This window comes from Actinomadura oligospora ATCC 43269 (genome assembly GCF_000518265.1).
Taxonomy (GTDB): domain Bacteria; phylum Actinomycetota; class Actinomycetes; order Streptosporangiales; family Streptosporangiaceae; genus Spirillospora; species Spirillospora oligospora.
Genome location: NZ_JADG01000012.1, coordinates 196,643 through 220,791, shown reverse-complemented (window position 1 = coordinate 220,791; position 24,149 = coordinate 196,643). Strand labels below are relative to the sequence as shown.

Genomic DNA, 24,149 nt, shown 5'->3' with positions numbered 1-24,149 from the left:
AAACCCTCGATACCCGGAGTGTGGTGCATGGCCCCGGTGGACTCGCTGAACCCGGACACGTCTTTCAAGGACTGGATCGCCTCTGACCTGCGCTTCTATCGTGAGCGCGAGGGGTTGTCCCTGCCTCAACTGGGCGAGGTCATGGGAGCCGCGAAGGCGACCGTATCGAACCTGGAACATGCCCGCGATGGATGGAACCTGAATGAGGATCAGGCGGAAAAGCTTGATGCCTTTCTGGGACTCAACCATCATTTCCGGCGCCTGGTCCGGTATGCCCGCACTGCCCATGATCCGGACTGGTTCGCGGAGTACGCCATGCACGAGGCCAAGGCGCTCGTCATCCGCTCCTTCCGGTTGTCTTACTGCCCTGGGATCTTCCAGACGCCCGAGTATGCGCGCGCGCTCCTGCGTGAGGCGGGGCTGGAGAAGGATGTTGAGGCCGCGGTCGAGAGTCGCCTGAAGCGGCAGGAGGTCCTGACTCGCGAGAATCCGCCGTACGTGTGGGTCGTCATGGACGAGGACGTGCTTCACCGTCAGGTCGGCGATCGGGAGGTCTTCCGGGCACAGTTGGCCAAGCTTCATGAGGTGGCCACGCTGCCGAACGTGACCATTCGCATTGTGCCGAAGAGCGCTGGTTTCTACCTCGGGCTGGATGGCTCCTTCAACACCCTGGCCATGCCAAAGGGGGAGCTGGTGTTCGTGGAAGCGCCCGGGGGAGGGAGGTTGATTCAGGACAGTGCGGAGGTTCGTGACTTCGGAGTACGTTGGGATCTGATCGGAGCGTGCGCCCTTCCTTGGGACGTCACGCTCGCCCTCTTGGCGCAGGCGATGGAGCGGTTCTCATGATCAACTGGCGTAAGTCCAGCTACAGCGGCGGTGGCGGCTCGGGTGGCCAGGAATGCGTGGAGGTCGCGCGGATTTCTCGGACGGTCGGGATGCGGGACTCCAAGTCCCCAACGACCGGCCACCTTTCGCTCGAGACCGCGAGCTTCGCCGTGCTCCTGTCGTGCCTGAAGCGGGAAGACGTGACGGGCTGAGCTTCCGCCAACTCGTCAAGTGAGCCCCGGCCCATGGTCGGGGCTCACTTGTGTTCGGCGTCCATGGGGCGTGCGTACCGGGGCGTGTCATGCAGTCGGAGGACGGCGGTGGGTGGCCACTGGTCTGGCCACCCCCTTGGCCACTGGGCAAGAGGCAGGATTGCGGTATGACGCTTGGACCGCTCGTCCGCGATCTTCGTGAGTCCCTCGGGTACTCGCAGGGCCGTCTCGCCGACCTGCTGTGTGAGTCGGCGGGCCGGGCCACCGTCTCCCGCGAGGACGTGTCGCGGTGGGAGAACGGCAAGCGCACACCCGGTCCCTTCTGGCTGCGCCACCTCGCGACAGTGTTGGACGTCGCCCTGGAAGTGCTCGAGGACGCCAAGATGCAGAGACGTCGGTTCCTGACCAACGCGGCGGCCACCGCCATCGCTCCAGTGGTCGCCTCTGACCTGATTCGTTCGGGATTCATCGGCGCCCTTGCTGCGGATCATCCGTCAGCGGACTACTGGCAGGACAAGTTGATCACCTACGGGCGTGACTACATGTCGCTCGGGGCAGCGGAGATTCAGCGGCGTCTTTCTCTGGACTTGCTCGTCCTTCAGCAACAGTTGGAGGAGCCTTCCCTGTGGGGCATCGCGTCAAAGCTGATGACCTTGTACGGCAAGACGTTTCCGGGCTCGGACGGGGCCAAGGCTGCGAACTGGTACCGGATCGCCGCACAGGCCGCCGACAGGTCCGGGGACGCGGACGCCCGCGTCTGGGTTCGCGGTCGCGCTGCCATCGCGCTCGGCTACGAGGGGGCGTCACTCGGACTGGCGGACATGTTCGCAGACCAGGCCATGCAGATCAGCGACAAGCCGAGCCTCGGCCGCCTCAACGCCATCATGGGGAAGGCGCACGTCGCCGCGCTCCGGGGCGACGATCGTTCGGCGCGTGAGCTGGTGGAGAGCGGCAGGCGTGTCTTCGACCGCTCCGGGTCCGAGGAGCAGACATCGGACTACGCGGTTCCGTGGTGGCGGATGAACGTCTTTCTCTCCCTCCTGGCCGCGAGACTCGGGGACGAGGATCGGGCAGTCCACGCACAGGAACAGGCGACGTCCGAACTTCCGTCCAGCTTGCCCAGGTTCGCCACGCATCTTGAGATGCACCGTGGTCTGATGCTGGCCAGAGCCGGGGATCAGACGGGCGGTGTGGCCTACGCCGAGTCGGCTTTGGGGGAATTGCCCCCCGAAAAGCATTCTCTGACGCTTCGCCTCTTGTTGCAGGAGATCAAGGGAAGTAATGGCCACTAGTCCGGCTACTTCCTTCTTCAATTGGCGGTCCTAGCCTGCTCATATGAGCTTCGTCGGGCCACGACGCGAAGCGGGCACAGCGGAGGAGGACGGCAATGGGCAAGCACGGCGACAAGGACAATCCCAAGGACGACCCCAAGGGCGGCGACGGGAGCAGTCCCCAGGGCGGCAGGCGTGGCAGCGGTGGCGACGGCGGGGGCAACAAGGGAGACGGGAAAGATCCGAAGTGATCGAAGCTGTTCCTCGGCACCTGTTCGTCCCCGATCGCGCATTGGCGATGCCGGACAGCGACGAGCCGAACTACCCGATCGATCGGGAGGCGCGGCCGGAGGAATGGCGGGCCGCGGTGGACTCCAACACCGCGATCATCACTCAGCTCGATGACGGGGCTGAGGGCGGCGTCGGCCTGTTCACCTCGTCCTGCTCGGCTCCGGCCACCGTGCGGGACTTCCTGTCCGCGCTGGACCTTCGAGACCGCGACCGGGTGCTGGAGATCGGGACCGGAACGGGATGGACGGCCGCGCTGCTCTCGCATCGGGTCGGCCCAGAGAACGTGACCAGCGTCGAGATCGACTCGGAGGTACTGGCTCAGGCGGAAAAGAACCTGACACGGGCCGGATACTCTCCCCGTCTGGTCCAAGGGGACGGGACGGTCGGCCAACCTGACGGCGCTCCATACGACCGTGTTCATGCCGCCTGCGGAGTCTCCGAAGTCCCCTATGCATGGGTGGAGCAGACACGGCCGGGCGGGGTGATCGTGCTCCCCTGGAACCCTCTGTACGGCAACGGTCACCTGGCACGCCTGACCGTGGCGGGAAACGGCACGGCCCTGGGCCGGTTCCCCGAGTTCGCCAACTACATGATGGCCAGGGGGCAGAGGATCGCCGGACGATCCATCTCTTCCTACACGGCGGATGCCGAGCCGACCCGCTCCCTGACCAGGCTCGATCCTCGTACCGTCGCCTGGGACTCCTACGGTGCGGACATCACCGTCGGGGCTCTGGTCCCCGGTGTGGAGAAGCGGATGTGCGCTGCGGACGACGGCTCCGGAGAGTGGACGTTGTGGCTCCTGGAACCCGAGGACGGTGCCTGGGCGTCCGTGGACTACGAACCAGGCCGCGCCGAGTTCACCGTGGAGCAGTGGGGAGACCGCCGCCTGTGGGATGAGGCGGCGGCGGCCTACCTGCGATGGGTCGGCCGGGGCAGCCCCTCCCAGCACCGTTTCGGCATGACCGTGGCCCCCGAAGGCCAAACGATCTGGCTCGACTCCCCAGCCAACCCGATAACCCCCTGAGAAAGACCTCAGCCCCCGTCGCTTCGCGCGGCGGGGGCTCTGTACATCACACCCCCACGCACCGGCACTCAGGCCGGTTCGTATTCCTGGTGCGGGGTGGCTATATTCCAAGCCGCTTCGAAGGAGTCTCGGCAGAACTGGACCACGTTCGGGTCTCGGTGGAGCTGGATCTCGACGCGCTCGTCCGAACCTCCGAGGACGTTGAAGATGACCAGGTCTTCGAGGACGAAGCAGTCGTTGCCCGGGAGTGGGAGCGCGGAGACGAGCCGACGGGGAAGCCAGCGCAACTCTTCCCCCGCTTCGACCGCAGACCCGCTGATGTCCACGGCCATGCGCTGGTACTCCGAGAGTGGTTCGGAGACCACGCGAACCCTTCGAAGTCGCCTGCCTGCGGCGACTTCGGAAGCGACCTTGTCACGCCACCCGTCGACCACACGGGCGATGACCTCTTGGTCTCCGCGCCTCCACGCCTCGAACAGGTCGGCGTCGAAGGCGTAGCTGTCGCGGAGCTCAAGCTTCAGGAAGGGGCGACCGGCCCAGATCAGTGCCGCCCGCTGTTCCGCCGAGATCAATTCCATAGCTCTCCTGACGTACTTGCGGACGACTCTTCGTGATCGGCCGGTCGGTCCTCGTCCACTCGGTTCTCGGGGGTCTGGGGGCGGAGCCCCCAGCTTGGGGTTTGGGGCGGGAGCCCCAATGAGGCTGCCCGAGCGGAGCGAGGACCTTTAGCCGTGTCCGCGCGGAGCGAGGACCTTTGGGGGTGTCCGCGCGGAGCTTGGACCTTGACTATGCCGGGGCGGGAGGGCCGGGGACGGCCGTTAGGACGTCTTGCCGAGGCCGCGGAGGAGGATGGTGGTGGTCTGGGCGAGGATGCGGTTGTCGATCGGGGTGCCCTTGACGTTGCGGTGGGTGTAGACGGCGATGATCACCGGGGCGCCGGACGGGGGGTAGGCGATCGCGATGTCGTCGGCGGCGGCGTACCAGTCGTTCGAGGTGCCGGTCTTGTCGCCGACGGTCCAGCCCTTGGGGACGCCCGCGCGGATGCGCGCGTCACCGGTGACGGTGGCCTTCATCCAGGTGATCAGCTGCTGCCTGTCCTCGGGGGCCAGGGAGTTGCCGACCGTGAGCCTCTGCAGGTCGCGGGCCATGAACGCGGGCATGATGGTGTCGCGCTTCTCGCCGGGGCTCCAGATGTTGAGCTCGGTCTCGTACCGGTCCAGCCGTCCGGTCGGGTCGCCCAGGGACCGGTAGTAGCGCGTCATGGCGGCGGGTCCGCCGAGGACCTGCTTGAGCAGCACGTTCGCCGCCGTGTTGTCGCTGGTGGTGATGGTCGCCTCGCACAGCTGCGCCGCGGTGAGGCCGTTCTTGATGTTCTCCTCCTTCTCGGTGACCGGGGACGCCTCGACGACGTCCGCCTTGGTCCAGTGGAACGTGCGGTTCATCAGGCCCGGGTCCGTGGTGCGGGCCTTGTTGAGGACCGCGCCGCACAGGATCGCCTTGAACGTGGAGTTGCTGGGCATGCGCTCGTGCGTGCGGTAGCCGACCGTCTTGCCGGTCCCGGTGTCGATCGCGTACGCGCCGATCCGTCCGTCATAGGACGTCTCCAGCTTGCGCAGCTGCTGCTGGACGTCGCCGGGCGCGATCGCCTTCGCCGCGGTGCCGGTGTGCGCCACGCGCTCGCCGGTCGCCGTCTGCCCCGCGCCGCAGGCCGTCCCCGCGAACACCGTGGAGATCGCCAGTACGGAGATTCCGACCTTCATCCGGCCCTTCGACTGGACACGTCGCATTCTCGGCCCCCTGCTCTCGTTGTCGATCTTGAACAAGGCATGAGCACACCAGACGCCTTCGCATCGTGTCCAATATTGGTATGGGTTGCCGATTGATATGGATTTCCATATCAGCGCAGGTGGCAGCGGTCGCTGTTGACGTGATCCCGAGAGGGGCATTCGGGGCTGAAGGGCGTCCTGTGCGACGGACTAGCCGGGGGAGTGGTGGGTCTTGAGGTGGTCGCGGGAGTCCTGGTCGAGACGTTCGAGGAGGCGGGCCATGGGCTGCATCGTCGCCAGGAGTTCGTTGCGAAGGCCGTCGAACCTGGAGTCCATGCCGCTGAACCTGGCGCTCATCTCGGCGCGCAGGCCGTCAATGTGGGTGGTGGTGCGCTCGATCTTGGCGTTGACCTCCTTCGAGACGCCCTCGATCTTGGCGTCGAGTTCCGTGCGGGTTCCGTTGATCTCCTTGCCCACGCTCTCGATCTTCGCGTTGAGCTCGGCACGGACCATGTTCATGTGGCGGAAGATGAAGCCCATGAAGGGGAGGGCGATCGCGATGAGGGTCGCGACCTGGGCGAGCAGCATCTCTGTGGTCCCTTCGTCACTGTGTGTTGATGTGACGATCATCTGGGACCGTGGGGATTGATCACAAGGCGATGCGCTGGTTGTGGATAACTCCTGGTGCCCCCCTTGTTGTCGGGGTTTCTGGGGTGGAAGCCGCGATGAGGACGCTCTCGCGGTGCGAGGGCCTTGGGGGCGGGGGTCAGGCGGTGTCGCGGTGGCCGTTCTTGGTTTCGAGTTCCCGCAGCATGTGCTCCAGTTCGGAGCGGAGGAAGTCGCGGGTGGCGACCTCGGAGATGGCCATGCGGAGCCCGGCGATCTCGCGGGTCAGGTACTCGGTGTCGGCGATGTTGCGCTCGTTGCGGGAGCGGTCCTGCTCGTACTGGACGCGGTCGCGGTCGTCCTGGCGGTTCTGGGCGAGCAGGATCAGGGGGGCCGCGTAGGACGCCTGGAGGGACAGGACGAGGGTCAGGAAGATGAACGGGTACGGGTCGAAGCGCCAGGACACCGGGGCCAGGGCGTTCCACGCGATCCACGTGATGATCACGGCCGTCATGTAGACGAGGAAGCGGGCCGTCCCCATGAATCGGGCGATGCGCTCGGAGAGCCGTCCGAACGACTCGGGGTCGTAGTGGACCTGGGGGATGACGGTGCGGCGGAGCTCGCGGGGCTGGTCGAGCCGTGGGGTCATGCGGTGCCTCCCGCGCGCAGGGCTTCCTCTTCGGGGTCGGCGGCCTGCTCGGCGGCGGCGTCCATGACGGTCTCGCGCCAGTCCTCGGGCAGCAGGTGGTCGAGGACGTCGTCGATGGTGACCGCGCCGAGCAGATGGCCCGTCTCGTCCACCACGGCGCCCGCGACCAGGTTGTAGGTGGCCAGGAAGGTCGCCACGGCCTCCAGCGACATGGTCGGGCGCAGCGGGTCCAGCTCGGTGTCCACGATGCCGCTGACCAGGGTCGGGGGCGGTTCGCGCAGCAGCCGCTGGAAGTGGACGGTGCCCAGGTAGCGGCCCGTCGGGGTCGCCGTCGGCGGACGGCACACGTACACCTGGGCGGCGAGGGCCGGGTTCAGGTCGGGGTTGCGGATCTTGGCGAGGGCCTCGGCGACGGTCGCGTCCGGCGGGACGACGACGGGGTCGGTGGTCATCAGGCCGCCGGCCGAGTCGTCGGCGTAGGTCAGCAGGCGGCGGACGGGCGCGGCCTCGTGCGGCTCCATCCGGGTCAGCAGGCGCTCGCGCTGGTCGGTGGGGAGTTCGCCGAGCAGGTCGGCGGCGTCGTCGGGGTCCATCGACTCCAGGACGTCGGCGGCGCGCTCCACCTCCAGCTTGCCGAGGATCTCGACCTGGTCGTCCTCGGGCAGCTCCTCCAGGACGTCCGCCAGCCGCTCGTCGTCGAGCGCGACGGCGACCTCGGTGCGGCGCTTCTCCGGCAGGTCGTGGACGAAGTTGGCGAGGTCGGCGGGCTTCATGTTCTCGAACGCCGCGATCAGCCCGGCCGCGCCCTGCCCGTGCTCGATCGTCGCGAAGCCCTCCACGGCCCCCCAGTCGACCACCGACGTCCCACCGCGGCGGGACGTCCGGCCGCGGCTGGTCGCGCGGCGCACCGCGACCTTGCCGACCAGCCAGTCCCGGGTGCGGGTCGGCTCCATCGCGACGTCCACCACCGAGACGGGGTCGCCGGACTCGCGCAGCCGGACGGTCCGGTCGAGCATCTCGGCGAGGACGAGGGTCTCGGACGCGCGCTGCTGGAACCGGCGGACGTTCAGCCGCCCGTCGAAGATGATCGCGTCCGCCTCGATCGTGGTGACCCGGGTGATCGGCAGGAACACGGTGCGGCGGGGCGCGACGTCGACGGTCAGGCCGAGCACGCGGGGAGCGCGTTCGTCCGGGCGCAGCGCGACGACCACGTCCCGCGCCCGGCCGATCTGGTCACCGGCCGGGTCGAACACCGCGATACCGGCCAGCCGCGCGATGAAGACCCTGCTGGGAGCTCCGCTCATGCCCGGAGCCTACCCATGATCTTCGGGGTCATCCGGCCGCCCTAACCAACGTTAACCACGCGTTTTCCGTCAGATGTCACACTTGGAGACGTCCGGTCGTCCACCAGGTGAAGGGTAAGGAGGACCGACATGGCACGCATCTCGCTCAACCCGCCGCGGACGCTCCGCTACCGCGCGGCCACGTGGATCGTCCGCCGGATGTACGGCAAGGAGCTCGACCCCGTGCGCGCGATGGGACACCACATGGGCGTCTCGACCGCGTACTCGCTGTTCGAGACCCAGGCCGGGCGGTGGAAGGCGCTGCCGTACAGGTACAAGGACCTCGCCGAGATGGCGGCCTCGGTGCGGATCGGCTGCTCCTGGTGCGTCGACTTCGGCACCTGGGCGGCGACGACGCACGGGATCCCGCTGGAGAAGCTGGAGGCCGTCCCGAACTGGCGCGAGTCCGACCTGTTCAGCCGCGAGGAACGCCTGGTCATGGAGTACGCCGAGGCCATGTGCGCCGACCCGCCCGAGGTCACGGACGAGATGACCGCGCGGCTCCGGACGTTCCTGAGTGAGAAGCAGATCGTCGAACTGACCATGATGGTGGCCGTGGAGAACCTGCGCTCGCGCTTCAACGCCGCCGCCGGACTCACCGGCCAGGGCTTCAAGGACCGCTGCGACGTCCCGGCAGACCGTGGCTGACCGCGTCCGCCCGCCCTCCGCTGCGACTTCGAGGTCGTTCACGCTCTCGGAGCGGTCCGGGGCGCCCGAGGCGGAAGGGGCCCGGCTCGGGGCGCAGGAAGGGATCGCGGGGCGGTTCGAGGCGCATCGGGACCGGCTGTTCGGGGTCGCCTACCGGATGCTCGGGACGGTCACCGACGCCGAGGACGTCGTCCAGGACGCGTGGCTGCGCTGGTCGGCGGACGACCGGGACGCGGTCGCCGACGACGAGGCGTTCCTCGTGCGCGTCGCGACGAACCTCGCGCTGGACCGCCTCCGGTCCGTCCGGGTGAAGCGCGAGCAGTACATCGGGCCGTGGCTGCCGGAACCGGTGATCACCGCGCCGGACGTGGCGGAGCACGCCGAGGTGGCCGAGTCGGTGTCCACGGCCCTGCTGGTGGTGCTGGAGACGCTGACGCCGCTGGAACGGGCCGTTTTCGTGCTGCGCGAGGCGTTCGGGTTCCCCTACACCGAGATCGCGACGGCGCTCGGCCGGTCCGAGGCGTCCGTGCGGCAGGTCGGGACGCGCGCCCGCAAGCACGTGGACGCGCGGCGGCCCCGCTTCGACGCGCGCGCGGACGAGCAGCGCGCCGCGGTCGAACGGTTCCTGGCGGCGGCGGTCGGCGGCGACATCAACGAGCTGATGGCCGTCCTCGCCCCGGACGTCGCGCTCTGGACGGACGGCGGCGGCAGGGTCCGCGCCGCGCTGCGCGTCATCCACGGCCCGGAGAAGATCGTCCGGTTCTTCATCGGCGTCACCAGCCGGCCCTGGCAGGGCGTCCCGGTGGAGGAGTGGCGGTTGAGCTGGGCCGAGATCAACGGCGCGCCCGGCCTGATCCTCGAGGGCGGCGGCCGGCTGCTCGGCACGATCGGCGTCACGACGAACGAGGACGGCCTGATCACGACCGTCCACATGGTCGGCAACCCGGACAAGCTCCACGCCGTCCGCGAGGGCCGCACCTTCGGCGGATAGCCCCCGGGAGGCGGTCAGCGGTCGGCTTGGCGGCGGCGCGCGCCGAACATGCGAGGCGGGGCGCCCGCCGTCGTCGCCGGGGTCGGCACCGGGCGGACGACGGAGTAGGAATCGTCGTAATCGCCTGGTTCCTCCTCGACCTCCTCGGTCGGGGTGAGCCGGACGATCCAGGACTCGGTGGCCCAGGTCTCGGCCTGGCCCTCGTGCGTGCGCGCGTTGAGCCGTTCCTTCGCCATGACCGGGGTGATCTCGTCCCAGAGCTCGGTGCCCGGTTCGACGATCTCGACGGCGGCGGTGAACGTGATCAGGCGTCCGCCCTTGTCCTTGCTGCGGACCATCACCGTGGCGCGGGTCGCGTCCGGCAGGCCGGGCAGGGGCTGCTCGCCCTCGCCGCCCGTGAGCACGTACGCGGACCCGTCATGCCAGATGTGCCAGGCCGCGCGCGGTTGGGGGAGCCCCGAGAGGACCAGCCACAACATGCCGGACTTCTTGAGGGCCTCCTCGATCAGGGCCGAACGCGTGTCACCCATGCCGCCAGCGTCTCACACGCCGCGCGTGGGTAGCATCCGCGCCATGCGATCGCGACGTACCACGCTGGCCGTTCCCGGCAGCAATCCCCGGTTCATCGAGAAGGCCCAGGGGCTCCCGGCGGACGAGATCTTCCTCGACCTCGAGGACGCCGTCGCGCCCTCGGCCAAGGCCGACGCGCGCAGGAACGTCGTCGCGGCGCTGAACGAGGGCGACTGGACGGGCAAGGTCCGGGTCGTCCGGATCAACGACCTCGACACCCCGTTCGCCTACCGGGACGTGATCGAGGTCGTCGAGGGCGCGGGCGCGAACCTCGACTGCCTGATGCTGCCGAAGGTCCAGGACGCGTCGCACGTCCAGTGGCTCGACCGGCTGCTCACCCAGATCGAGCGCGCCGTGGGCCTGCCCGCCGGGCGGATCGGCGTCGAGGCCCAGATCGAGGACGCGCGCGGGATGACGAACATCGACGCGATCGCCGCGTCCTCGCCCCGCCTGGAGACGCTGGTGTTCGGGCCGGGCGACTTCATGGCGTCGATCAACATGAAGACGCTGGTCGTGGGGGAGCAGCCGCCCGGATACACCGAGGGCGACGCCTACCACTACATCCTCATGCGCATCCTGCTCGCCGCGCGCGCGCACGATCTGCAGGCCGTCGACGGGCCGTACTTCAACGTCCGGGACGTGGACGCCTTCCGCCGCGTGGCGCAGCGTTCGGCGGCGCTCGGCTTCGACGGCAAGTGGGTGCTGCACCCGTCCCAGGTGGACGCGGGGAACGAGGTGTTCTCCCCGTCCCAGGACGACTACGACCACGCCGAGCTCATCCTGGACGCCTACGAACACGCGACGTCCGTGGAGGGACGCGGCGCGGCCATGCTCGGCGACGAGATGATCGACGAGGCGTCCCGGAAGATGGCGCTCGTGATCGCCGCCAAGGGACGCGCCGCCGGGCTCCCCCGGACGAGGTCCTTCGAGCCTCCCGAGAGCTGAGCCGTAGCTGCGAACCTCCTGAAAGGTCGGTGCTCGTCCGGGGCGTCCGCCGCGCCGCGAACGTACTATCGTCCGGGGACCTTTTCTTGCCGCTGACCAGGGGAGACGCAGGTGTCGCAGCATCCAGGGCCGCCGGATCCGTCCGACTCGCCGCAGCCTCCGGACCCTGACGGCTGGGCCCGGCCGGACGCTTCGCCGCCATCGCACGACGCCCCGCCCCCGCAGTCGCATCAGCCCCAAGAGCCTCAGCCGCAATGGCAGTGGCCACAGGCCGATGGGCCACAGGGGCCACAGCCCGGATGGCCGCAGGGCCACACGCCGACGCCGCAGCCGCAGCCGCAGCCGCAAGGCCAGTACCCTCCCGGGCCCGGACCGTACGCGCCTGGGCCGTACCCCCACGGGTACGGATACGGCGCGCAGAGCCCGTACCCGTACGGATACGGGTACCAGCAGGTCAAACAGCCCTGGGCGGACGATCCGCCGCCCGGACGGTCGTTCCACCAGCTCGCCCGGACGGAGCGGAACCGGTGGTGGCGTCCGCTGGTCGGGTCGCTGTTCGTGCTGGCCGGGGCGTTCGTTGCGATGTTCGTCCTGCTGGTCCCGATGATGATCGTCTGGCGCGCGTCCGGGCACAGCCTGGACGAGACGGGCAAGGACGGCTCGATCTTCGGGAACACCAACGCCGACCTGGTGTTCAACCTGCTCGGGCTGGCGCTGCTGATCCCGGTCGCGGCCTTCGGGGCGTGGTGGATCCAGCGCCGCCGCCCCGGGACGCTGCTGTCGGTCACGGGCCGGATCCGGTGGCGCTGGCTGCTGGCCTGCTGCGGGCTGTCGCTGGCGTTCCTGGTCGTGTCGTTCGGCCTGTCGGTCGCCGCCGGGGCGCTCGGCGGCGGCGATGACGGCGGGGACGGCGGCCACTGGGTCGGCTGGGGGAAGTTCCTGGTCCCGGCCGTGGCCGTGCTGCTCCTGGTGCCGTTCCAGGCGTCCGCCGAGGAGATCGTGTTCCGCGGCTGGCTGGTCCAGGCGGTCGGCGCGTACACGCTGGAGGGACGCGCCGCGCCGGTCGCGCGCGCCCTGAGCCGCGTCCTGCGGACCCCGTGGCCGGGCATCGTCGTCGCGGGCGTGGCGTTCGCCTTCGGGCACGACTACACCGGCTGGGGCCCGGTCGACATCTTCATGTTCGGCGCGATCCTCGGCTGGCTGGCCGTCCGGACGGGCGGCCTGGAGTCCGGCATGGCCGTGCACATCTTCAACAACGTGATGTCGTTCCTCTTCCCGGCCGCGCTCGGGACGCTCGACCTCGACCAGGGCAGCGTGGGCTTCCTGCCCGTCCTCGCGGACGTGACGGCCCTCGCGCTCTACGCCCTGGCCGTCACCTGGCTGGCCCGCCGCATGGGCATCACGAACCGGACCCCGTCCCCGGAGCACGACCGTCCCCAGGCGTCTCAGGAGACCCAGGCGTCCCTGGTGTCCCAGGACGACGATCCGGAGCCGCAGAACCTCCCGCAGGGGCCGGGGGTAGCGTTCCCCACTCCCGCAGAGCCTCCAGCAACCCCGGCGTGAGGGGCAGGTCGTCCAGGTCCGGGACGGCCACCCAGCGGGCGTCGGCGGCGTCGTCGCCCGCACGCAGGACGCCCCCGACGGCCGTGGCGGCGTAGTCGTGGATCACGAAGGTGACGCCGTCCGGCCCGGGACGCTCCACGACGCCCGCGAGGTCGCCGACGGAAACGATCAGGCCCGTCTCCTCGAGCAGCTCGCGGGCCACGGCCTCGGCGTCGGACTCGCCGGGTTCGACGCGTCCGCCCGGGACGGACCACAATCCCTCGCCCGGCGGGCGCCCGCGCCGCACCATCAGCAGTCTGCCCTGGTCGTCCCACACGATTCCGCCCACGCAAAGAACACGCATAGACACATTTGACCAGCACCACCTTGACGATCGCGAGGGGCACGAACCACCGTGGGTACTTATGAGGGCCGATACAGCGTGCCCGCGCTGCGCCGGACGTCTTCGTGCGCCTAACGCCTGGTCGAGCGACTGGTGGTGTCAGACGCACGGTGCCGTCCTGCCCCGTCAGCCCGCGAAACGGCCGAACCGGGACGGCATGTGCGCGGTCGTGCGGGACGCGCGGGTGCCGGTGTGGCTGCCGTGGCCGCTGCCGAAAGGCTGGCTGGTCACCGGGTTCACCACCGTCGGGGACGATCGGACCGGAGCGCGTGCCGTCGCGGTGGCGCTGGCCGGGCCGGGGCTGCTGCACGGGCCCGCGGACCTGCTTCTGGTCGCCGAGGAGCCGGGCGTGGGGCTCGGGGCGCACTTCGCGGGCCTGCCGGGGCCGGATCCGGGCCTCGGCTTCGACACCGATCCGCCGCATGTGAAGCTCGAGGCGGGCGGAGCGTCCGGGCATGGCGTGTCGATGTGGGCGGTGCCGTCCGGGGCGGACCGGGCCGCCTACGTAGGCGAGGCGAAGGGCCTGTGGCTGTGGACGGTCCTGTGGCCCGCCGAGGCCGGGGCGCTGATGCTGGAGCGTCCGCCGCTGCTGGACCTGCGCGAGCCCGGCATGGAGATCAGCGTCCCCTTCGGCGCCCCCTCACCCCTCCTGGACACCTGACCGCCCAAAGCCGCCCACTCCGGTCGACCAACACTCTCTCCCGGCCGCGAACCGGCCAGGCCGCGAATCGGCCAGGCGTCGCGCAGGCGTCCGCTCCTGGACGGCTGACGGGGGGGCCTTCCGAGCGCGGCAGCCAATAGCCTCGGGGGATGCGGATCGACCTGCACACCCACAGCAGCGTGTCCGATGGGACGCGTCCCCCCGCCGAGGTGATGCGCCGGGCCGCGGCGGCCGGGCTGGACGTGGTGGCGCTGACCGACCACGACACCACGCGCGGCTGGGACGAGGCGCGCGCCGCGCTCCCGGACGGCCTGACGTTCGTCCCCGGCATGGAACTCTCGTGCGCGCTCGACGGGCGAAGCCTGCACATGCTCGCCTACCTCTTCGACCCGGACGACCCGGAACTGAAGGCCGAGCTCGTGCGCATCCAGGAGGCCCGCGATACGCGCGGGCGCGCGATGGTGGAGCGGCTGCGCGAACTCGGCTCGTCCGTGACCATGGAGCAGGTCGAGCGGATCGCGGGCGGCGCGCGGATCGGCCGGCCCCATATCGCGCGCGCGATGGTCGAGGCGGGCACGGTGGAAGCCCCCGAGGACGCCTTCACCAAGGACTGGATCGGCGCGGAAGGCCGCGCCCACGTCATCCGCTACGCGCTCGACCCGGTGCGGGCCGTCCGGCTGGTGCGGGACGCGGGCGGTGTGTCGGTCCTCGCGCACCCGCGCGTCCGGCGCGGCGACGAGATCTTCGACGACGCGGTGATCCGGAGGCTGGCCGAGGCGGGCCTGGACGGTGTGGAGATCGACCATCCCGACCAGGAGCCGGACGACCGGGAGGCCCTGCGCTTCCTCGCCGCGGAACTCGGCCTGGTCGGGACGGGCGCCAGCGACGATCACGGCGAGGCCAGCGGCGACCGGATCGGCTGCGAGACGACCGATCCGGAGGCGTTCGAACGGCTCGTCGCCCGCGCGGGCGGGGCGCGGTAGGGTGCGGGGCGTGGACGCGCGCATCGAACAGGTGGTGACGTCGGGTCAGGTGACCCTGGACGACACCGAGTACGAGGTCGAGACCAACACCTACATCGTCGGCGACGACGACGAGGTCATCGTGATCGACCCGGCGAACGACGCCGAGGCCATCCTCAAGGAGGTCGGCGACCGCGAGGTCATGGCCGTCCTGCTGACCGACGGCAACGAGCACCGCCTCAGCGTGGTGCTCGAGGTCGCCGCGGCCGGCGAGGAGGACGAGGAGAACTGGGCCCCGATCGCCCTGCACCGCGCCGACCGGCTGCTCTGGCGCGACTTCTTCGGCCGCCTCGCCCGCGAGGAGGACGACGAGGACGACGCCAAGGCGCTGCGCGCGCTGGAGCCTGACATCTGGCTGGAGGACGGCGGGATCTTCGAGATCGCCGAGGCCCAGCTGGAGATCATGCACACCCCCGGGCACACCCCGGGCAGCGTGAGCGTGATCAGCGAGCAGCTCGGCGTGCTCTTCTCCGGCGACACCCTGCACCGCGGGCGGCCGGGCTCGATCGGCGGCGTCTACGACGACCTGCGCAAGCAGCTGAACTCGATCGGCGCCCTGCTCACCCCGCTGCCCAAGGACCTGCGGGTCCTGCCGGGCCAGGGCGAGGAGACCACCGTCGGCGACGAGGACGCCCGCTGGGAGAGCTGGGGCGCGCTCGCCAACGAGGGCGACGACGAGTAGTCGTCCGGCCTTGGCACAGGAGCAGGAGCAACTCGGCTTCGAGGGCATGCCGCGACGGCTGTACACCTGTACGCCGTCGCGGCTGAACGCCTGGCTGGACTGCCCCCGCCGGTACCGGATGACCTACCTGGACCGTCCGGCCCCGCCGAAGGGCCCGCCGTGGGCGCACAACAGCGTGGGCGCGAGCGTCCACAACGCCCTGGCGAACTGGTGGAAGCTCCCCCTGGAGGAGCGCACGCCCGAGGCCGCGGGCACGCTGCTGCTGCGCGGCTGGCTCACCGACGGGTTCCGCGACGGCGAGCAGTCCGCGCGCTGGCGCGTCCGGGCGCGCGAGATGGTCGAGCGGTACGTCGCGAGGATCGACCCGGCGGACGAGCCGGTCGGCGTCGAGCGGACGGTCGCGACCCGCACGTCCCGGATCGCGGTGTCCGGACGCATCGACCGCCTCGACGAGCGCGACGGCGAACTGGTCGTCGTCGACTACAAGACCGGGCGTCACGTCCTGACCCCGGACGACGCGCGCGGCTCGCTGGCCCTGGCCATCTACGCGGTCGCCGCGTCCCGCGTCCTGCACAAGCCGTGCACCCGGGTCGAGCTGCACCACATGCCGTCCGGCGGCGTCGCGGCCTGGGAGCACACCGAGGAGTCCCTCGGCCGCCACATCACCCGCGCCGAGCAGATCGCGGACGAGGCGTCCGCCGCCGATGAGGCCTACAAGGCGGCCCGGGTGCCGCGTCCGCGCACCGGCGAGGCCCCGCCGCCCGTCGCGCACGACCGGTGGGACGAGCTGTTCCCGCCGCGTCCGAGCAACCTGTGCTCGTGGTGCGACTTCGCGCGCCACTGCCCCGAGGGCCTGCGCGCCGCGCCGCGCAAGGACCCCTGGGCCTCCCTCGACGCCGCCGAGGCCGCGTCGCAGGCCGCGTCCGAGGGCGAGTCCGCGTCGCAAGCCGCGACGGACGCCGAGTCCTAAGGCCCGTCGGCGGTCGAGTCCTGGCGTGGGCGCTCGTCAGGGCCCGGCTCCGTCCAGCGTCAGGATGCCCGCAGGGGGACGTCTCTGAGCCGCGCAAAGTGCCCCTGGGAACGGCGTGTGCGCCTGAGCCCCACCGTTCCCGAGGGGGCGTCAGGCGTTCGCCGGGGTGCGGGTGGGCCAGCGGCGGGGGTCGCGGAGGCCGTAGAGGCCGTGGCGCGTGTCGTAGCCCTCGGCCGCCAGACGCCGCCGGGCGCGCTCCAGCATGTCGCGGGTGGGCTTGGCGAAGGCGAAGTCGTGCAGGCGCTCAGGAACGGTGCTCAGGGCCGTCCGGAAGGAACGCAGGGCGGCCGTCACGGCGGGTTGCGGCACATCGGGCAGGACACCGTACATCTGGCGGGCCCAGGCGGGCAGCGAGTAGTAGCAGAGCGCGCCGAACGGGAAGTAGCCCGGCTTGCCCGGTGACAGGAACCGCAGGTTCTCCGGCAGGGGCGGCCACAGCAGGAACCGGACGGTCGCGGCGGCCTCCTCCGTCACCCGAAGCTGCCCGCGCATGTCGTTGAGGTACTCGTCCAGCTCCCGGACGGTCCCGGGGACGTCCTCGGCGTGCAGGCCGACGAACGTGGCCGTGTGGCGCTGCTCGTCCAGATAGCGGTCGGCCATGGCGCCCGTGAGGGGCAGGCCGGAGCGGCGCGCGACGTCCAGGTAGGAGGAGACCTCGGCGCAGTGCACCCAGCGCAGCAGCTCGGGCTGGTCGAGGCGCTCCTTCCGGCCGGTGTCGTGGTTGAGGATGCGCAGGCTGCGGTGGATGCCCCGGACGCGCGCCGCCAGCTCCTCGATCTCGGCCGGGCTGCCGAACGTCGCCATGCCGACGAAGTCGGCGGTGCGCTGGAGCCGCCCGAACGGGTCCTCCTGGAAGGTGGAGTTCTGCCAGACGCCCCACATGGCGACGGGGTGCAGGGCCTGGAGCATGAGCCCGCGGACGCCTCCGACCCACATGGACCGGTCGATGTGCACGCGCCAGGTGACGCTTTCGGGGGGAACGACCGTTGCCGCCATCACGCACCTCCGGTGAGACAAACTCAGGTAAGTGTGTCATTACCGAATCGAGTTCGGCCAGCGGGGGTGAGCGAAACGGCCCGCGCCCGGCGAAACGGCCGGTCAGCGGTCGGCGGCGTCCCGGGCCGACGGTCGGTCAGCGGTCGGGCGGCGGCCCGGAGCGACGATCGGTCAGCGGTCGGGCGGCGGCGTCCCGGGGTGGCGGGCGGTCAGCGGAGGGCGCGTTCGGCGGCGGCCCAGAAGTCGGTGAGGGCGGCGGCGGTGGTCTCCGGGGCGTCCACGGAGGGGGAGTGCGCGGCGCTCGGGATGACGACCTTCTCCGCGCCGAGGGACTCGGCCATGGCCGCCTGGACGCGCGGGTCCCAGACGTCGTCGTCCTCGCCGTAGAGGACGAGCGTGCGCAGGCCCTCGTCGGCCATGAACTTCGCCAGCTCGTCCACCCGGTCGGGGCAGGAGGTGAGCTCGGTCGCCATGATCATCAGGCCGGTCTCGCAGTTGCCGAGCGTCCGCGCCCGCAGGAACGCGACGATCTCCGGCGGGACGCCGCGTCCGACCGCGTCCGGCTCCAGCGCGAGCGACCAGATCTGCTCCATGCCGAGCTGCGGGATCGAGTCGCGCAGCAGCAGGGCCTTGTCGGCGGACGGCCCGGTCAGCGCGCCCGGACCCGAGCTCATCAAGGTGAACGACGCCACCCGCGTCGCCCGGGCGAGGACGGTCTCCCGCGTCACCAGGCCGCCGAAGGAGTGCCCGACCAGGTGGACGGGCACACCCGCGCCCGCGCCGAGGGCCGCCGCGCCGTCCGCGCCGAGGGAGGCGGCGCCCTCCACGCCGAGGGACGCCGCGCCCTCCGCGCCGAGAGAGGCGGCGACGGCCGCCACGTCCTCGCCGAGCGCGGCGCGCGTGTAGGCCTCGGGGCCCGTCCCGGCGGGGGTCTCGTACTGGCCGCGCAGGTCGATCGCGACGACGCGCCGTCCGGACGCGGCGAGCGTCTGCAGGACGGACAGGAAGTCCTCCTTGCTCCCGGTGAAGCCCGGCACCAGGAGCGCGGGCCAGCGTTCGGGAACACCCGAGCCGGGAAGCGCCTCCAGGGCCGCGAACCTCCCTCGGGAGGTCTCGACGAACGTCCGGCGCACTCCGGAGGGCAGGGTCAGGAACCGGGGCGTACTCACGGGCCGTCAGCATACTGAACGCGCCGGTCAGAACACCTCCGAAGACGCTTCGGTGGTAGCGTTCGGGCCGTGGCCCCGCACCCGGCGGTCTCCGCCCACCGCCGTGACGCGGCGGGCCTGACCGGACTCCACGACGCCGCCCGCTCGGGCGCCGACTACGTCGAGATCGACGTCCGCCGCACCGGCGACGGCGCGCTGGTCGTCCACCACGATCCCACGGTCGGCGGACTGCCGCTCGCGCGGCTCGCCCGCGACCGCGCCGCCGAGCTGTCCGACCATCCGATCCCGCTGGTCAGCGAGGCGATGGAGATCATCGCCGGAAGCGCCCTCGGCCACCTGGACCTCAAGGAGCGCGGCTGCGAGACCGAACTGGTCGAGCTGGCGGAGGCGGCGCTCGGCCCGGACGGCTTCGTCGTCACCACCCGTGACGTCGCCAGCATCCGGCAGATCAAGCGCGACTTCCCGCACGTCCGGGTCGCGATGTCGGTGGGACGCAGCCTCTGGGAACGCGGCGCGCACCGGGATTTCCTCCCCGTGCGCGCGATCCGTGAGTCCGGCGCCGACCTGGTCGCGCTGAACCACCGTCTGGCGCGCGTCGGCGTCCTCGCCCAGATCGCGCGGGCCGGATTCCCGGCGATGATCTGGACGGTCAACGCCGAGCCCCAGATGCGCCGCTTCCTCACCGACCCACGCGTCGAGGTCCTCATCACCGACCACCCCCGCCAGGCCCTCGACCTCCGCGACGGCACCGCCTGACCCGTCCCCCGAGCGGGTCGGACGGCGAGGGGCCGGACGTCCGGATGCGAGGCCAGCGCGTCCGGGACCTCGTAGGTGATCCCCGCGCCCTGGATCGGGCTGCCCGAGCCCAGGTGCCCGGACTCGGCCGCGGACGCCACGATGGACGACATCTGCGGCGGGTTCCCCGCACGTCCTCGACGTCCTCATCTGACGCGCCACCGGTGTGACCAGGGCGGGCGCGTTGCCGCCCAAGATCGTTTGTGTTTGGATGAGCCGCACCGCGCGCCGAGGGCCCACCGGCCACGGCGGCGATCCCCTCACCCCACAGACGAAAGCGAGTGCAGCATGCGCCTGCGCAGCAGGTCCACGGCCGCCGCCGTGGCCTTCTCCACCGTCCTGGTCGCCAGCCCCGCCCTCACGGCCGCCCCGGCGCACGCCGACGGGCCCTGTGGGGCCGGTTACAGCCGGGTGGGCGTCTACGCCGTCCCCGCCTCAGGGACCCGGGTCGGGACCCTGGAGGTCTACTGGAACGCCACCGCGAAGAAGAACTGCGCCCTCATGTACAACGCCTTCAGTCCGGGCACCTTCACCTACACGCAGGTCAGCATCGGCCGTTACCCGGGCGCCTACGCCGACGACGAACACGGCCCCTTCGGCTACTACGCGGGCCCGGTCTACGTCTACGCCCCCGTCGACTGCATCAACGTCAGGGGTGGCATCACCGGCCCCAACGGCTACGTGGAGCGCGTCCTGCAGCGGGTCCACTGCGGCTGACCCTCCGCCGCCACGCACACGGACGGCGGGAGCAGGGACGCGACCGTCGCGCCCCGGCGCCGGATGCGAGGAACCGGCGGTGAGAGGGACCGGGGTTCATGCCGAGAACGCTGATCTCGTCCGGTGACGTGAGAACGGCGGGCCTGTATCACCCCGGCAGCGGACGTGAAATTTCTTCAGTTACGCGGAAACGAAAACGCCGGTCCCGAATGTCCCGGGACCGGCGTTTCTGTGTTCTCACTCCGTGGGTCAGACGCCCTGCGGCTCCTCGACCGGAGCACCCGCCGGACGGCGTGCCCGGCGCGGCTTGGCCTCGGCCTCCGCCGCGTCCGCGGTCGCCTTCCGGGCCCGCGTCCGCTTGGGCGCCTCGGCCGCGGCGTCCGCCTCGGCCGAGGCCTCGGTCCCGGCCGCCGGAGCGGCCGCCTTCCGAGTGCGCTTCGGCTTGACCTCGGCACCGTCGGCCTCGGCGGCCTTGCGGGTCCGCGTGCGCTTCGGCGCCGCCTCGGCGGTGGCCTGCGCGCCCGTGGCCTCGGCGGATGCCGTGGCCTCACCTGCGGTGCCCTTCCGAGCCCGCGTGCGCTTGGGCGCGACCTCAGCCGTCGCGGCGGCGTCGTCCGACGCGTCCGCAGCGGCCTTGCGCGTCCGCGTGGTCTTGACCTCGGCCGGAGCCTCGGCCACGACCTCGTCGGCCGCGACGGTCTTCCGAGCCCGCGTGCGCTTGGGCGCGGCGTCCACCTCAGCGGTGACCGCGTCGCCGGCGGCCCCGGCCGGAGCGGCCGTGGTCTCGGCGGCACTCACCGCGGCCTTGCGCGTCCGCGTCCGCTTCGGCGTGGCCTCGGCCGTCGCGCTCACGTCGACGGACACGTCCGCCGCAGCGGTGGCCGTGGCCTTCCGGGCCCGCGTCCGCTTGGGCGCGGCCTCAGCGGTCGCGGCGGCGCCGGCACCCGCCTGCGCGGCCGTGACCTCGGCAGACGCCTCGGTCGCGACCTCACCTGCGGTCACCTTGCGAGCCCGCGTCCGCTTCGGCGCGGCCTCGGCGGTCGCGTCCGCGGTGGCCGTGACCTCGGGGGCGCTGGCCTTGCGGGTGCGCGTGCGCCTGGGCGCGGCTTCGGCCGTAGCGGCGGCGTCCGTCTCAGGCGCGGCCGTGGCTTCGGCGGCACTCGCCGTGGTCTTGCGCGTCCGCGTGCGCTTCGGTGCGGCCTCGGCGGTCGCGTCCGTGGCGGTCGTGGCCTCGGCCGTGGCGGGGGCGTCGATGGGCGCCTCCGTCGTGGTCGGAGCCTCGGCGGACTTGCGGGTGCGCGTGCGCTTCGGTGCGGCCTCGGCGGTCGCGTCCGCAGGGGTCGTGGCCTCGGCGGGAGCCTCGGTCACGACGGTCTTGCGGGCGCGGGTGCGCTTCGGCGCGGTGTCCGCCTCAGGCGCGGCCGTGGCTTCGGCGGCACTCGCCGTGGTCTTGCGCGTCCGCGTGCGCTTCGGTGCGGCCTCGGCGGTCGCGTCCGTGGCGGTCGTGGCCTCGGCCGTGGCGGGGGCGTCGATGGGCGCCTCCGTCGTGGTCGGAGCCTCGGCCGACTTGCGGGTGCGGGTGCGCTTGGGCGCGGCTTCGGCCGTAGCGGCGGTGTCCGCCTCAGGGGCGGCCGTGACCTCGGCGGGAGCCTCGGTCGCGACGCTCTTGCGCGTGCGCTTCGGTGCGGCCTCCGCGGTCGCGGCGGCGTCCACCCCTGCGGGCTTGCGCGTCCGTGTCCGTCGCGGCGTGGCCTCGGCGGTCGCGTCCGCGGCGGTCGTGGCCTCGGCCGACCTGCGGGCGCGGGTGCGCTTCGGTGCGGCTTCGGCCGTGGCGGCGGCGTTCGGCGTGTTCGCGGGCTTGACCTCGGCGGACGCCTCGGTCGTGGGGTCACCTGCGGTGGCCCGTCCCGGAAGGGTGCGCTCGGTGCCGTTCACCTCGGCCTGGCGGGCCGGGGTCTCGGAGCCGGGGGCCCTGCGGGTGCGCTTGCGCTTCGGCTCGGCGTCCGCGGCCTGCTTGGCCCTGCGGATGGCCTCGCGCTCGGCGGCCAGGGCTTCGTCCTGGGACGTCGTGACGCGACGGCGGGGACGCCTCGGGGCGTCCTCGACGAGGGCCTCCGCCGGGGGCGCGGTCTCCGGGGTGGAGACGACGGCCGGGGCGGACGCGGCGGGCTGCCGGTCCTTGCGGCCGCGGCTGCGCTTGCGGCGACGCGGGGTCTCGGCGGGCTCGTCCTGCGCTGCGGGACGCGCCGCGGGCTCCACGACGGGCTGCGGAGCGGGCTCCGCGACCGGCTGCGCCGTGAACTCCTCGACGGGCTGCGACGGGGGCAGCACGTCGGGCCGCTCGGAGAGCGGACGGCCGCTGCGGGTGCGCGTGCGGGAACGGGAGCGGCGGTTGCGGCGCGGACGGTCCTCGTCCCGCTCGCGGTCCTGGCCACGGTCCCGGTCCTGGCCACGGTCGCGATCCCGGTCACGATCCCGATCCCGGTCGCGGTCGCGGTCGCGGGAGCGGGTCTTGCCGGTCTCGCCGATGTCCTCCAGCTCCTCGGCCTCCAGACCGGCGCGGCCGTGGCGGCGGTCCTTCGGGAGGGTGCCCCGGGTGCCCTTGGGGATGCCGAGGGCCTCGAAGAAGTGGGGGCTGCTGGAGTAGGTCTCCTCGGGCTGGGCGAAGTCCAGGTCGAGGGTGGTGTTGATCAGCTTCCAGCGTGGGATGTCCGACCAGTCGACCAGGGTGACGGCGGTGCCCTCGCGCCCCGCGCGGCCGGTGCGGCCGATGCGGTGGACGTAGGTCTCCGCGCTGTCGGGGCACTCGAAGTTGACCACGTGCGTGACGTCGTCCACGTCGAGGCCGCGCGCGGCGACGTCGGTGGCGACCAGCACCTCGATCTTGCCGCTGCGGAACGCGCGGAGCGCGCGCTCGCGCTGCGACTGGCCGAGGTCGCCGTGGACGGCGGCGGCGTCGAAGCCGCGCTGGACCAGGTCGGCGGCGACACGGTCGCAGGCCCGCTTGGTCTGGCAGAACACCATGGTCAGGCCGCGGCCCTCCGCCTGGAGCAGGCGGGCGACCATCTCGGGCTTGTCCATCTGGTGGGCCTGCCACACGAACTGCTGGACCTGCGGCGTGGCCTCGGACTCCGAGTGCGCCTCGGCGCGGACGTTGGTGGGACGGGTCAGGTAGCGGCGGGACAGCGCGGCGATCTCGCCCGGCATGGTCGCCGAGAACAGCATCGTCTGGCGCTTCTCCGGGACGCGCTTGATGATCCGCTCGATGTCGGGCAGGAACCCGAGGTCGAGCATGCGGTCGGCCTCGTCCAGTACGAGCACCTTGACCTCGGACAGGTCGAGGTACTTCTGCTTGGCGAGGTCGAGCAGCCGGCCCGGGGTGCCGACGACGACGTCCACGCCGGTGCGCAGCGCCTCGATCTGGGGCTCGTACGCGCGGCCGCCGTACACCGACAGCACGCGGGTGCCGAGCTTGCCGCCCGCGACCAGCAGGTCGTCGGTGACCTGGAGGGCCAGTTCACGGGTCGGGGCGATGACCAGGGCCTGCGGCTTGATGTGCCCGTGCTCGATGCGCTGCAGCGCGGCGATGCCGAACGCGAGCGTCTTGCCGGTGCCGGTGCGGGCCTGGCCGATGATGTCGTGGCCGCCCAGCGCGATCGGCAGGGCGAGCTCCTGGATGGGGAACGCGTCGACGATGCCCTCGGCTTTCAGGGCATCGGCTATCTCGGGTACGACCCCGAGGTCAGCAAAGGTAGTCAGGGCTTCCAGCCTCCAATATGCGGGGTCCTCGCTCCCGTTCGCGGCGCAGCGCCGTCGGCTCCGCCGGAGCCCGTTCGCCGGTGCTCCGGGCCGACCTCGCACGGCTGCGATCCCGGCAGGCCGCTTGCCCGCCGGTCGCTTTCCGTGGCCGCGCGCTCGCGCGGGAGGGACCAGCCGTCGATCAATTCCTTACGGCGACCGCAGTCAGGGGTTGAAAGCAGTCACTCACTGT

24 protein-coding genes and 1 pseudogene are annotated in these 24,149 nt (G+C 71.5%); 15 read left to right on the top strand and 10 right to left on the bottom strand.

The annotated features are described in order from the left end of the window. Positions 1–36: 36 nt before the first annotated feature. The 5 genes from P696_RS0121155 to P696_RS47050 all read left to right on the top strand — a co-directional run bounded on the left by P696_RS0121155 (position 37) and on the right by P696_RS47050 (position 3,623). Positions 37–846: a helix-turn-helix domain-containing protein gene (locus tag P696_RS0121155; RefSeq protein WP_157429825.1), complete on the top strand. Its 810-nt coding sequence runs from the start codon at positions 37–39 to the stop codon at positions 844–846. After that, the gene (locus P696_RS0121150) at positions 843–1,037 is read left to right on the top strand and encodes a DUF397 domain-containing protein (protein WP_026413895.1); all 195 of its coding nucleotides are present in this window, start codon (positions 843–845) and stop codon (positions 1,035–1,037) included. Before P696_RS0121155 ends, P696_RS0121150 begins: the two co-directional genes overlap by 4 nt. A 167-nt stretch (positions 1,038–1,204) precedes the next feature. Continuing rightward, positions 1,205–2,329: a helix-turn-helix domain-containing protein gene (locus P696_RS0121145; RefSeq protein WP_026413894.1), complete on the top strand. Its 1,125-nt coding sequence runs from the start codon at positions 1,205–1,207 to the stop codon at positions 2,327–2,329. A gap of 95 nt (positions 2,330–2,424) precedes the next feature. Beyond that, positions 2,425–2,559, top strand: coding sequence for a hypothetical protein (locus P696_RS58830; protein ID WP_281174972.1), 135 nt, complete (start codon positions 2,425–2,427; stop codon positions 2,557–2,559). Continuing rightward, positions 2,556–3,623 (top strand): methyltransferase domain-containing protein, encoded by a 1,068-nt coding sequence (locus tag P696_RS47050; protein ID WP_051467946.1) that lies wholly within the window; start codon positions 2,556–2,558, stop codon positions 3,621–3,623. The genes P696_RS58830 and P696_RS47050 overlap by 4 nt, the downstream gene beginning before the upstream one ends. 68 nt (positions 3,624–3,691) lie before the next feature. Here the strand turns inward: P696_RS47050 and P696_RS0121130 are convergent, their stop codons facing one another. The 5 genes from P696_RS0121130 to P696_RS0121110 all read right to left on the bottom strand — a co-directional run bounded on the left by P696_RS0121130 (position 3,692) and on the right by P696_RS0121110 (position 7,948). Then, positions 3,692–4,201 (bottom strand): DUF6879 family protein, encoded by a 510-nt coding sequence (locus tag P696_RS0121130; RefSeq protein WP_026413893.1) that lies wholly within the window; start codon positions 4,199–4,201, stop codon positions 3,692–3,694. Positions 4,202–4,441: 240 nt separating this feature from the next. Further along, positions 4,442–5,410: a class A beta-lactamase gene (gene bla / locus P696_RS0121125; RefSeq protein WP_245627755.1), complete on the bottom strand. Its 969-nt coding sequence runs from the start codon at positions 5,408–5,410 to the stop codon at positions 4,442–4,444. Positions 5,411–5,599: 189 nt separating this feature from the next. Further along, positions 5,600–5,977 (bottom strand): hypothetical protein, encoded by a 378-nt coding sequence (locus P696_RS52720; protein WP_026413891.1) that lies wholly within the window; start codon positions 5,975–5,977, stop codon positions 5,600–5,602. Positions 5,978–6,155: 178 nt separating this feature from the next. Then, positions 6,156–6,644: a DUF1003 domain-containing protein gene (locus tag P696_RS47040; protein ID WP_157429824.1), complete on the bottom strand. Its 489-nt coding sequence runs from the start codon at positions 6,642–6,644 to the stop codon at positions 6,156–6,158. Further along, entirely contained in the window at positions 6,641–7,948 is a 1,308-nt protein-coding gene (locus P696_RS0121110; RefSeq protein ID WP_026413890.1) for a magnesium transporter MgtE N-terminal domain-containing protein, read from the bottom strand. Before P696_RS0121110 ends, P696_RS47040 begins: the two co-directional genes overlap by 4 nt. Positions 7,949–8,077: 129 nt before the next feature. Between P696_RS0121110 and P696_RS0121105 the strand changes: the two genes are divergently transcribed. Both P696_RS0121105 and P696_RS0121100 read left to right on the top strand, forming a co-directional pair. Continuing rightward, positions 8,078–8,635, top strand: coding sequence for a carboxymuconolactone decarboxylase family protein (locus tag P696_RS0121105; protein WP_026413889.1), 558 nt, complete (start codon positions 8,078–8,080; stop codon positions 8,633–8,635). Beyond that, positions 8,628–9,626, top strand: coding sequence for an RNA polymerase sigma-70 factor (locus P696_RS0121100; RefSeq protein ID WP_084337892.1), 999 nt, complete (start codon positions 8,628–8,630; stop codon positions 9,624–9,626). Before P696_RS0121105 ends, P696_RS0121100 begins: the two co-directional genes overlap by 8 nt. 14 nt (positions 9,627–9,640) lie before the next feature. Here P696_RS0121100 and P696_RS0121095 read toward each other — a convergent pair whose 3' ends face one another. After that, positions 9,641–10,156, bottom strand: a complete 516-nt coding sequence (locus P696_RS0121095) for a hypothetical protein (protein WP_026413887.1) — start codon at positions 10,154–10,156, stop codon at positions 9,641–9,643. Between the two features lie 43 nt (positions 10,157–10,199). Here P696_RS0121095 and P696_RS0121090 point away from each other — a divergent pair, with 43 nt between their 5' ends. Together P696_RS0121090 and P696_RS58265 are read left to right on the top strand one after the other, a co-directional pair. After that, on the top strand, positions 10,200–11,141 hold the full coding sequence (locus P696_RS0121090) for an HpcH/HpaI aldolase/citrate lyase family protein (RefSeq protein WP_026413886.1): 942 nt from the start codon (positions 10,200–10,202) through the stop codon (positions 11,139–11,141). Positions 11,142–11,252: 111 nt separating this feature from the next. Continuing rightward, positions 11,253–12,704 (top strand): CPBP family intramembrane glutamic endopeptidase, encoded by a 1,452-nt coding sequence (locus tag P696_RS58265; protein ID WP_157429823.1) that lies wholly within the window; start codon positions 11,253–11,255, stop codon positions 12,702–12,704. A gap of 46 nt (positions 12,705–12,750) precedes the next feature. On the opposite strand, the pseudogene P696_RS58260 reads toward P696_RS58265, so the two are convergent. Continuing rightward, positions 12,751–12,993: pseudogene (locus P696_RS58260) on the bottom strand (NUDIX domain-containing protein); the annotation flags it as partial. A gap of 115 nt (positions 12,994–13,108) precedes the next feature. On the opposite strand from P696_RS58260, the gene P696_RS0121080 reads away from it, so the two are divergent. From P696_RS0121080 to P696_RS0121065, 4 genes are all read left to right on the top strand, one after another. Beyond that, positions 13,109–13,747, top strand: a complete 639-nt coding sequence (locus P696_RS0121080) for a DUF6758 family protein (RefSeq protein ID WP_026413885.1) — start codon at positions 13,109–13,111, stop codon at positions 13,745–13,747. 149 nt (positions 13,748–13,896) lie between these two features. Beyond that, positions 13,897–14,730, top strand: coding sequence for a PHP domain-containing protein (locus P696_RS0121075; protein WP_026413884.1), 834 nt, complete (start codon positions 13,897–13,899; stop codon positions 14,728–14,730). Positions 14,731–14,740: 10 nt separating this feature from the next. Beyond that, complete coding sequence (locus P696_RS0121070) at positions 14,741–15,451, top strand: MBL fold metallo-hydrolase (RefSeq protein WP_026413883.1); 711 nt, start codon at positions 14,741–14,743, stop codon at positions 15,449–15,451. A 10-nt stretch (positions 15,452–15,461) separates the two neighbouring features. Next, positions 15,462–16,421 carry a RecB family exonuclease gene (locus P696_RS0121065; protein ID WP_026413882.1) on the top strand — a complete coding sequence of 320 codons (960 nt, stop codon included), beginning with the start codon at positions 15,462–15,464 and terminating at the stop codon, positions 16,419–16,421. 150 nt (positions 16,422–16,571) lie between these two features. Here the strand turns inward: P696_RS0121065 and P696_RS0121060 are convergent, their stop codons facing one another. Beyond that, complete coding sequence (locus tag P696_RS0121060) at positions 16,572–17,477, bottom strand: oxygenase MpaB family protein (RefSeq protein WP_026413881.1); 906 nt, start codon at positions 17,475–17,477, stop codon at positions 16,572–16,574. Positions 17,478–17,686: 209 nt separating this feature from the next. Further along, positions 17,687–18,646 (bottom strand): alpha/beta fold hydrolase, encoded by a 960-nt coding sequence (locus tag P696_RS0121055; RefSeq protein WP_026413880.1) that lies wholly within the window; start codon positions 18,644–18,646, stop codon positions 17,687–17,689. 69 nt (positions 18,647–18,715) lie between these two features. On the opposite strand from P696_RS0121055, the gene P696_RS0121050 reads away from it, so the two are divergent. Both P696_RS0121050 and P696_RS0121045 read left to right on the top strand, forming a co-directional pair. Then, positions 18,716–19,402, top strand: coding sequence for a glycerophosphodiester phosphodiesterase (locus tag P696_RS0121050; protein WP_026413879.1), 687 nt, complete (start codon positions 18,716–18,718; stop codon positions 19,400–19,402). A gap of 327 nt (positions 19,403–19,729) precedes the next feature. After that, a complete protein-coding gene (locus tag P696_RS0121045) occupies positions 19,730–20,158 on the top strand; it encodes a hypothetical protein (protein ID WP_026413878.1) in 429 nt (142 codons plus the stop codon). A 249-nt stretch (positions 20,159–20,407) separates the two neighbouring features. Here the strand turns inward: P696_RS0121045 and P696_RS58255 are convergent, their stop codons facing one another. Beyond that, positions 20,408–24,019 carry a DEAD/DEAH box helicase gene (locus P696_RS58255; RefSeq protein WP_084337888.1) on the bottom strand — a complete coding sequence of 1,204 codons (3,612 nt, stop codon included), beginning with the start codon at positions 24,017–24,019 and terminating at the stop codon, positions 20,408–20,410. Between the last annotated feature and the right edge of the window lie 130 nt (positions 24,020–24,149).

Bases quoted from the DNA above. Each gene is read 5' to 3' on its own strand.
- P696_RS0121150 (WP_026413895.1), top strand. From the start codon at position 843: ATGATCAACTGGCGTAAGTCCAGCTACAGCGGCGGTGGCGGCTCGGGT.
- P696_RS0121145 (WP_026413894.1), top strand. From the start codon at position 1,205: ATGACGCTTGGACCGCTCGTCCGCGATCTTCGTGAGTCCCTCGGGTAC.
- P696_RS58830 (WP_281174972.1), top strand. From the start codon at position 2,425: ATGGGCAAGCACGGCGACAAGGACAATCCCAAGGACGACCCCAAGGGC.
- P696_RS0121130 (WP_026413893.1), bottom strand. From the start codon at position 4,201: ATGGAATTGATCTCGGCGGAACAGCGGGCGGCACTGATCTGGGCCGGT.
- bla (WP_245627755.1), bottom strand. From the start codon at position 5,410: ATGCGACGTGTCCAGTCGAAGGGCCGGATGAAGGTCGGAATCTCCGTA.
- P696_RS52720 (WP_026413891.1), bottom strand. From the start codon at position 5,977: ATGCTGCTCGCCCAGGTCGCGACCCTCATCGCGATCGCCCTCCCCTTC.
- P696_RS47040 (WP_157429824.1), bottom strand. From the start codon at position 6,644: ATGACCCCACGGCTCGACCAGCCCCGCGAGCTCCGCCGCACCGTCATC.
- P696_RS0121110 (WP_026413890.1), bottom strand. From the start codon at position 7,948: ATGAGCGGAGCTCCCAGCAGGGTCTTCATCGCGCGGCTGGCCGGTATC.
- P696_RS0121105 (WP_026413889.1), top strand. From the start codon at position 8,078: ATGGCACGCATCTCGCTCAACCCGCCGCGGACGCTCCGCTACCGCGCG.
- P696_RS0121095 (WP_026413887.1), bottom strand. From the start codon at position 10,156: ATGGGTGACACGCGTTCGGCCCTGATCGAGGAGGCCCTCAAGAAGTCC.
- P696_RS0121090 (WP_026413886.1), top strand. From the start codon at position 10,200: ATGCGATCGCGACGTACCACGCTGGCCGTTCCCGGCAGCAATCCCCGG.
- P696_RS0121080 (WP_026413885.1), top strand. From the start codon at position 13,109: ATGAGGGCCGATACAGCGTGCCCGCGCTGCGCCGGACGTCTTCGTGCG.
- P696_RS0121075 (WP_026413884.1), top strand. From the start codon at position 13,897: ATGCGGATCGACCTGCACACCCACAGCAGCGTGTCCGATGGGACGCGT.
- P696_RS0121060 (WP_026413881.1), bottom strand. From the start codon at position 17,477: ATGGCGGCAACGGTCGTTCCCCCCGAAAGCGTCACCTGGCGCGTGCAC.
- P696_RS0121045 (WP_026413878.1), top strand. From the start codon at position 19,730: ATGCGCCTGCGCAGCAGGTCCACGGCCGCCGCCGTGGCCTTCTCCACC.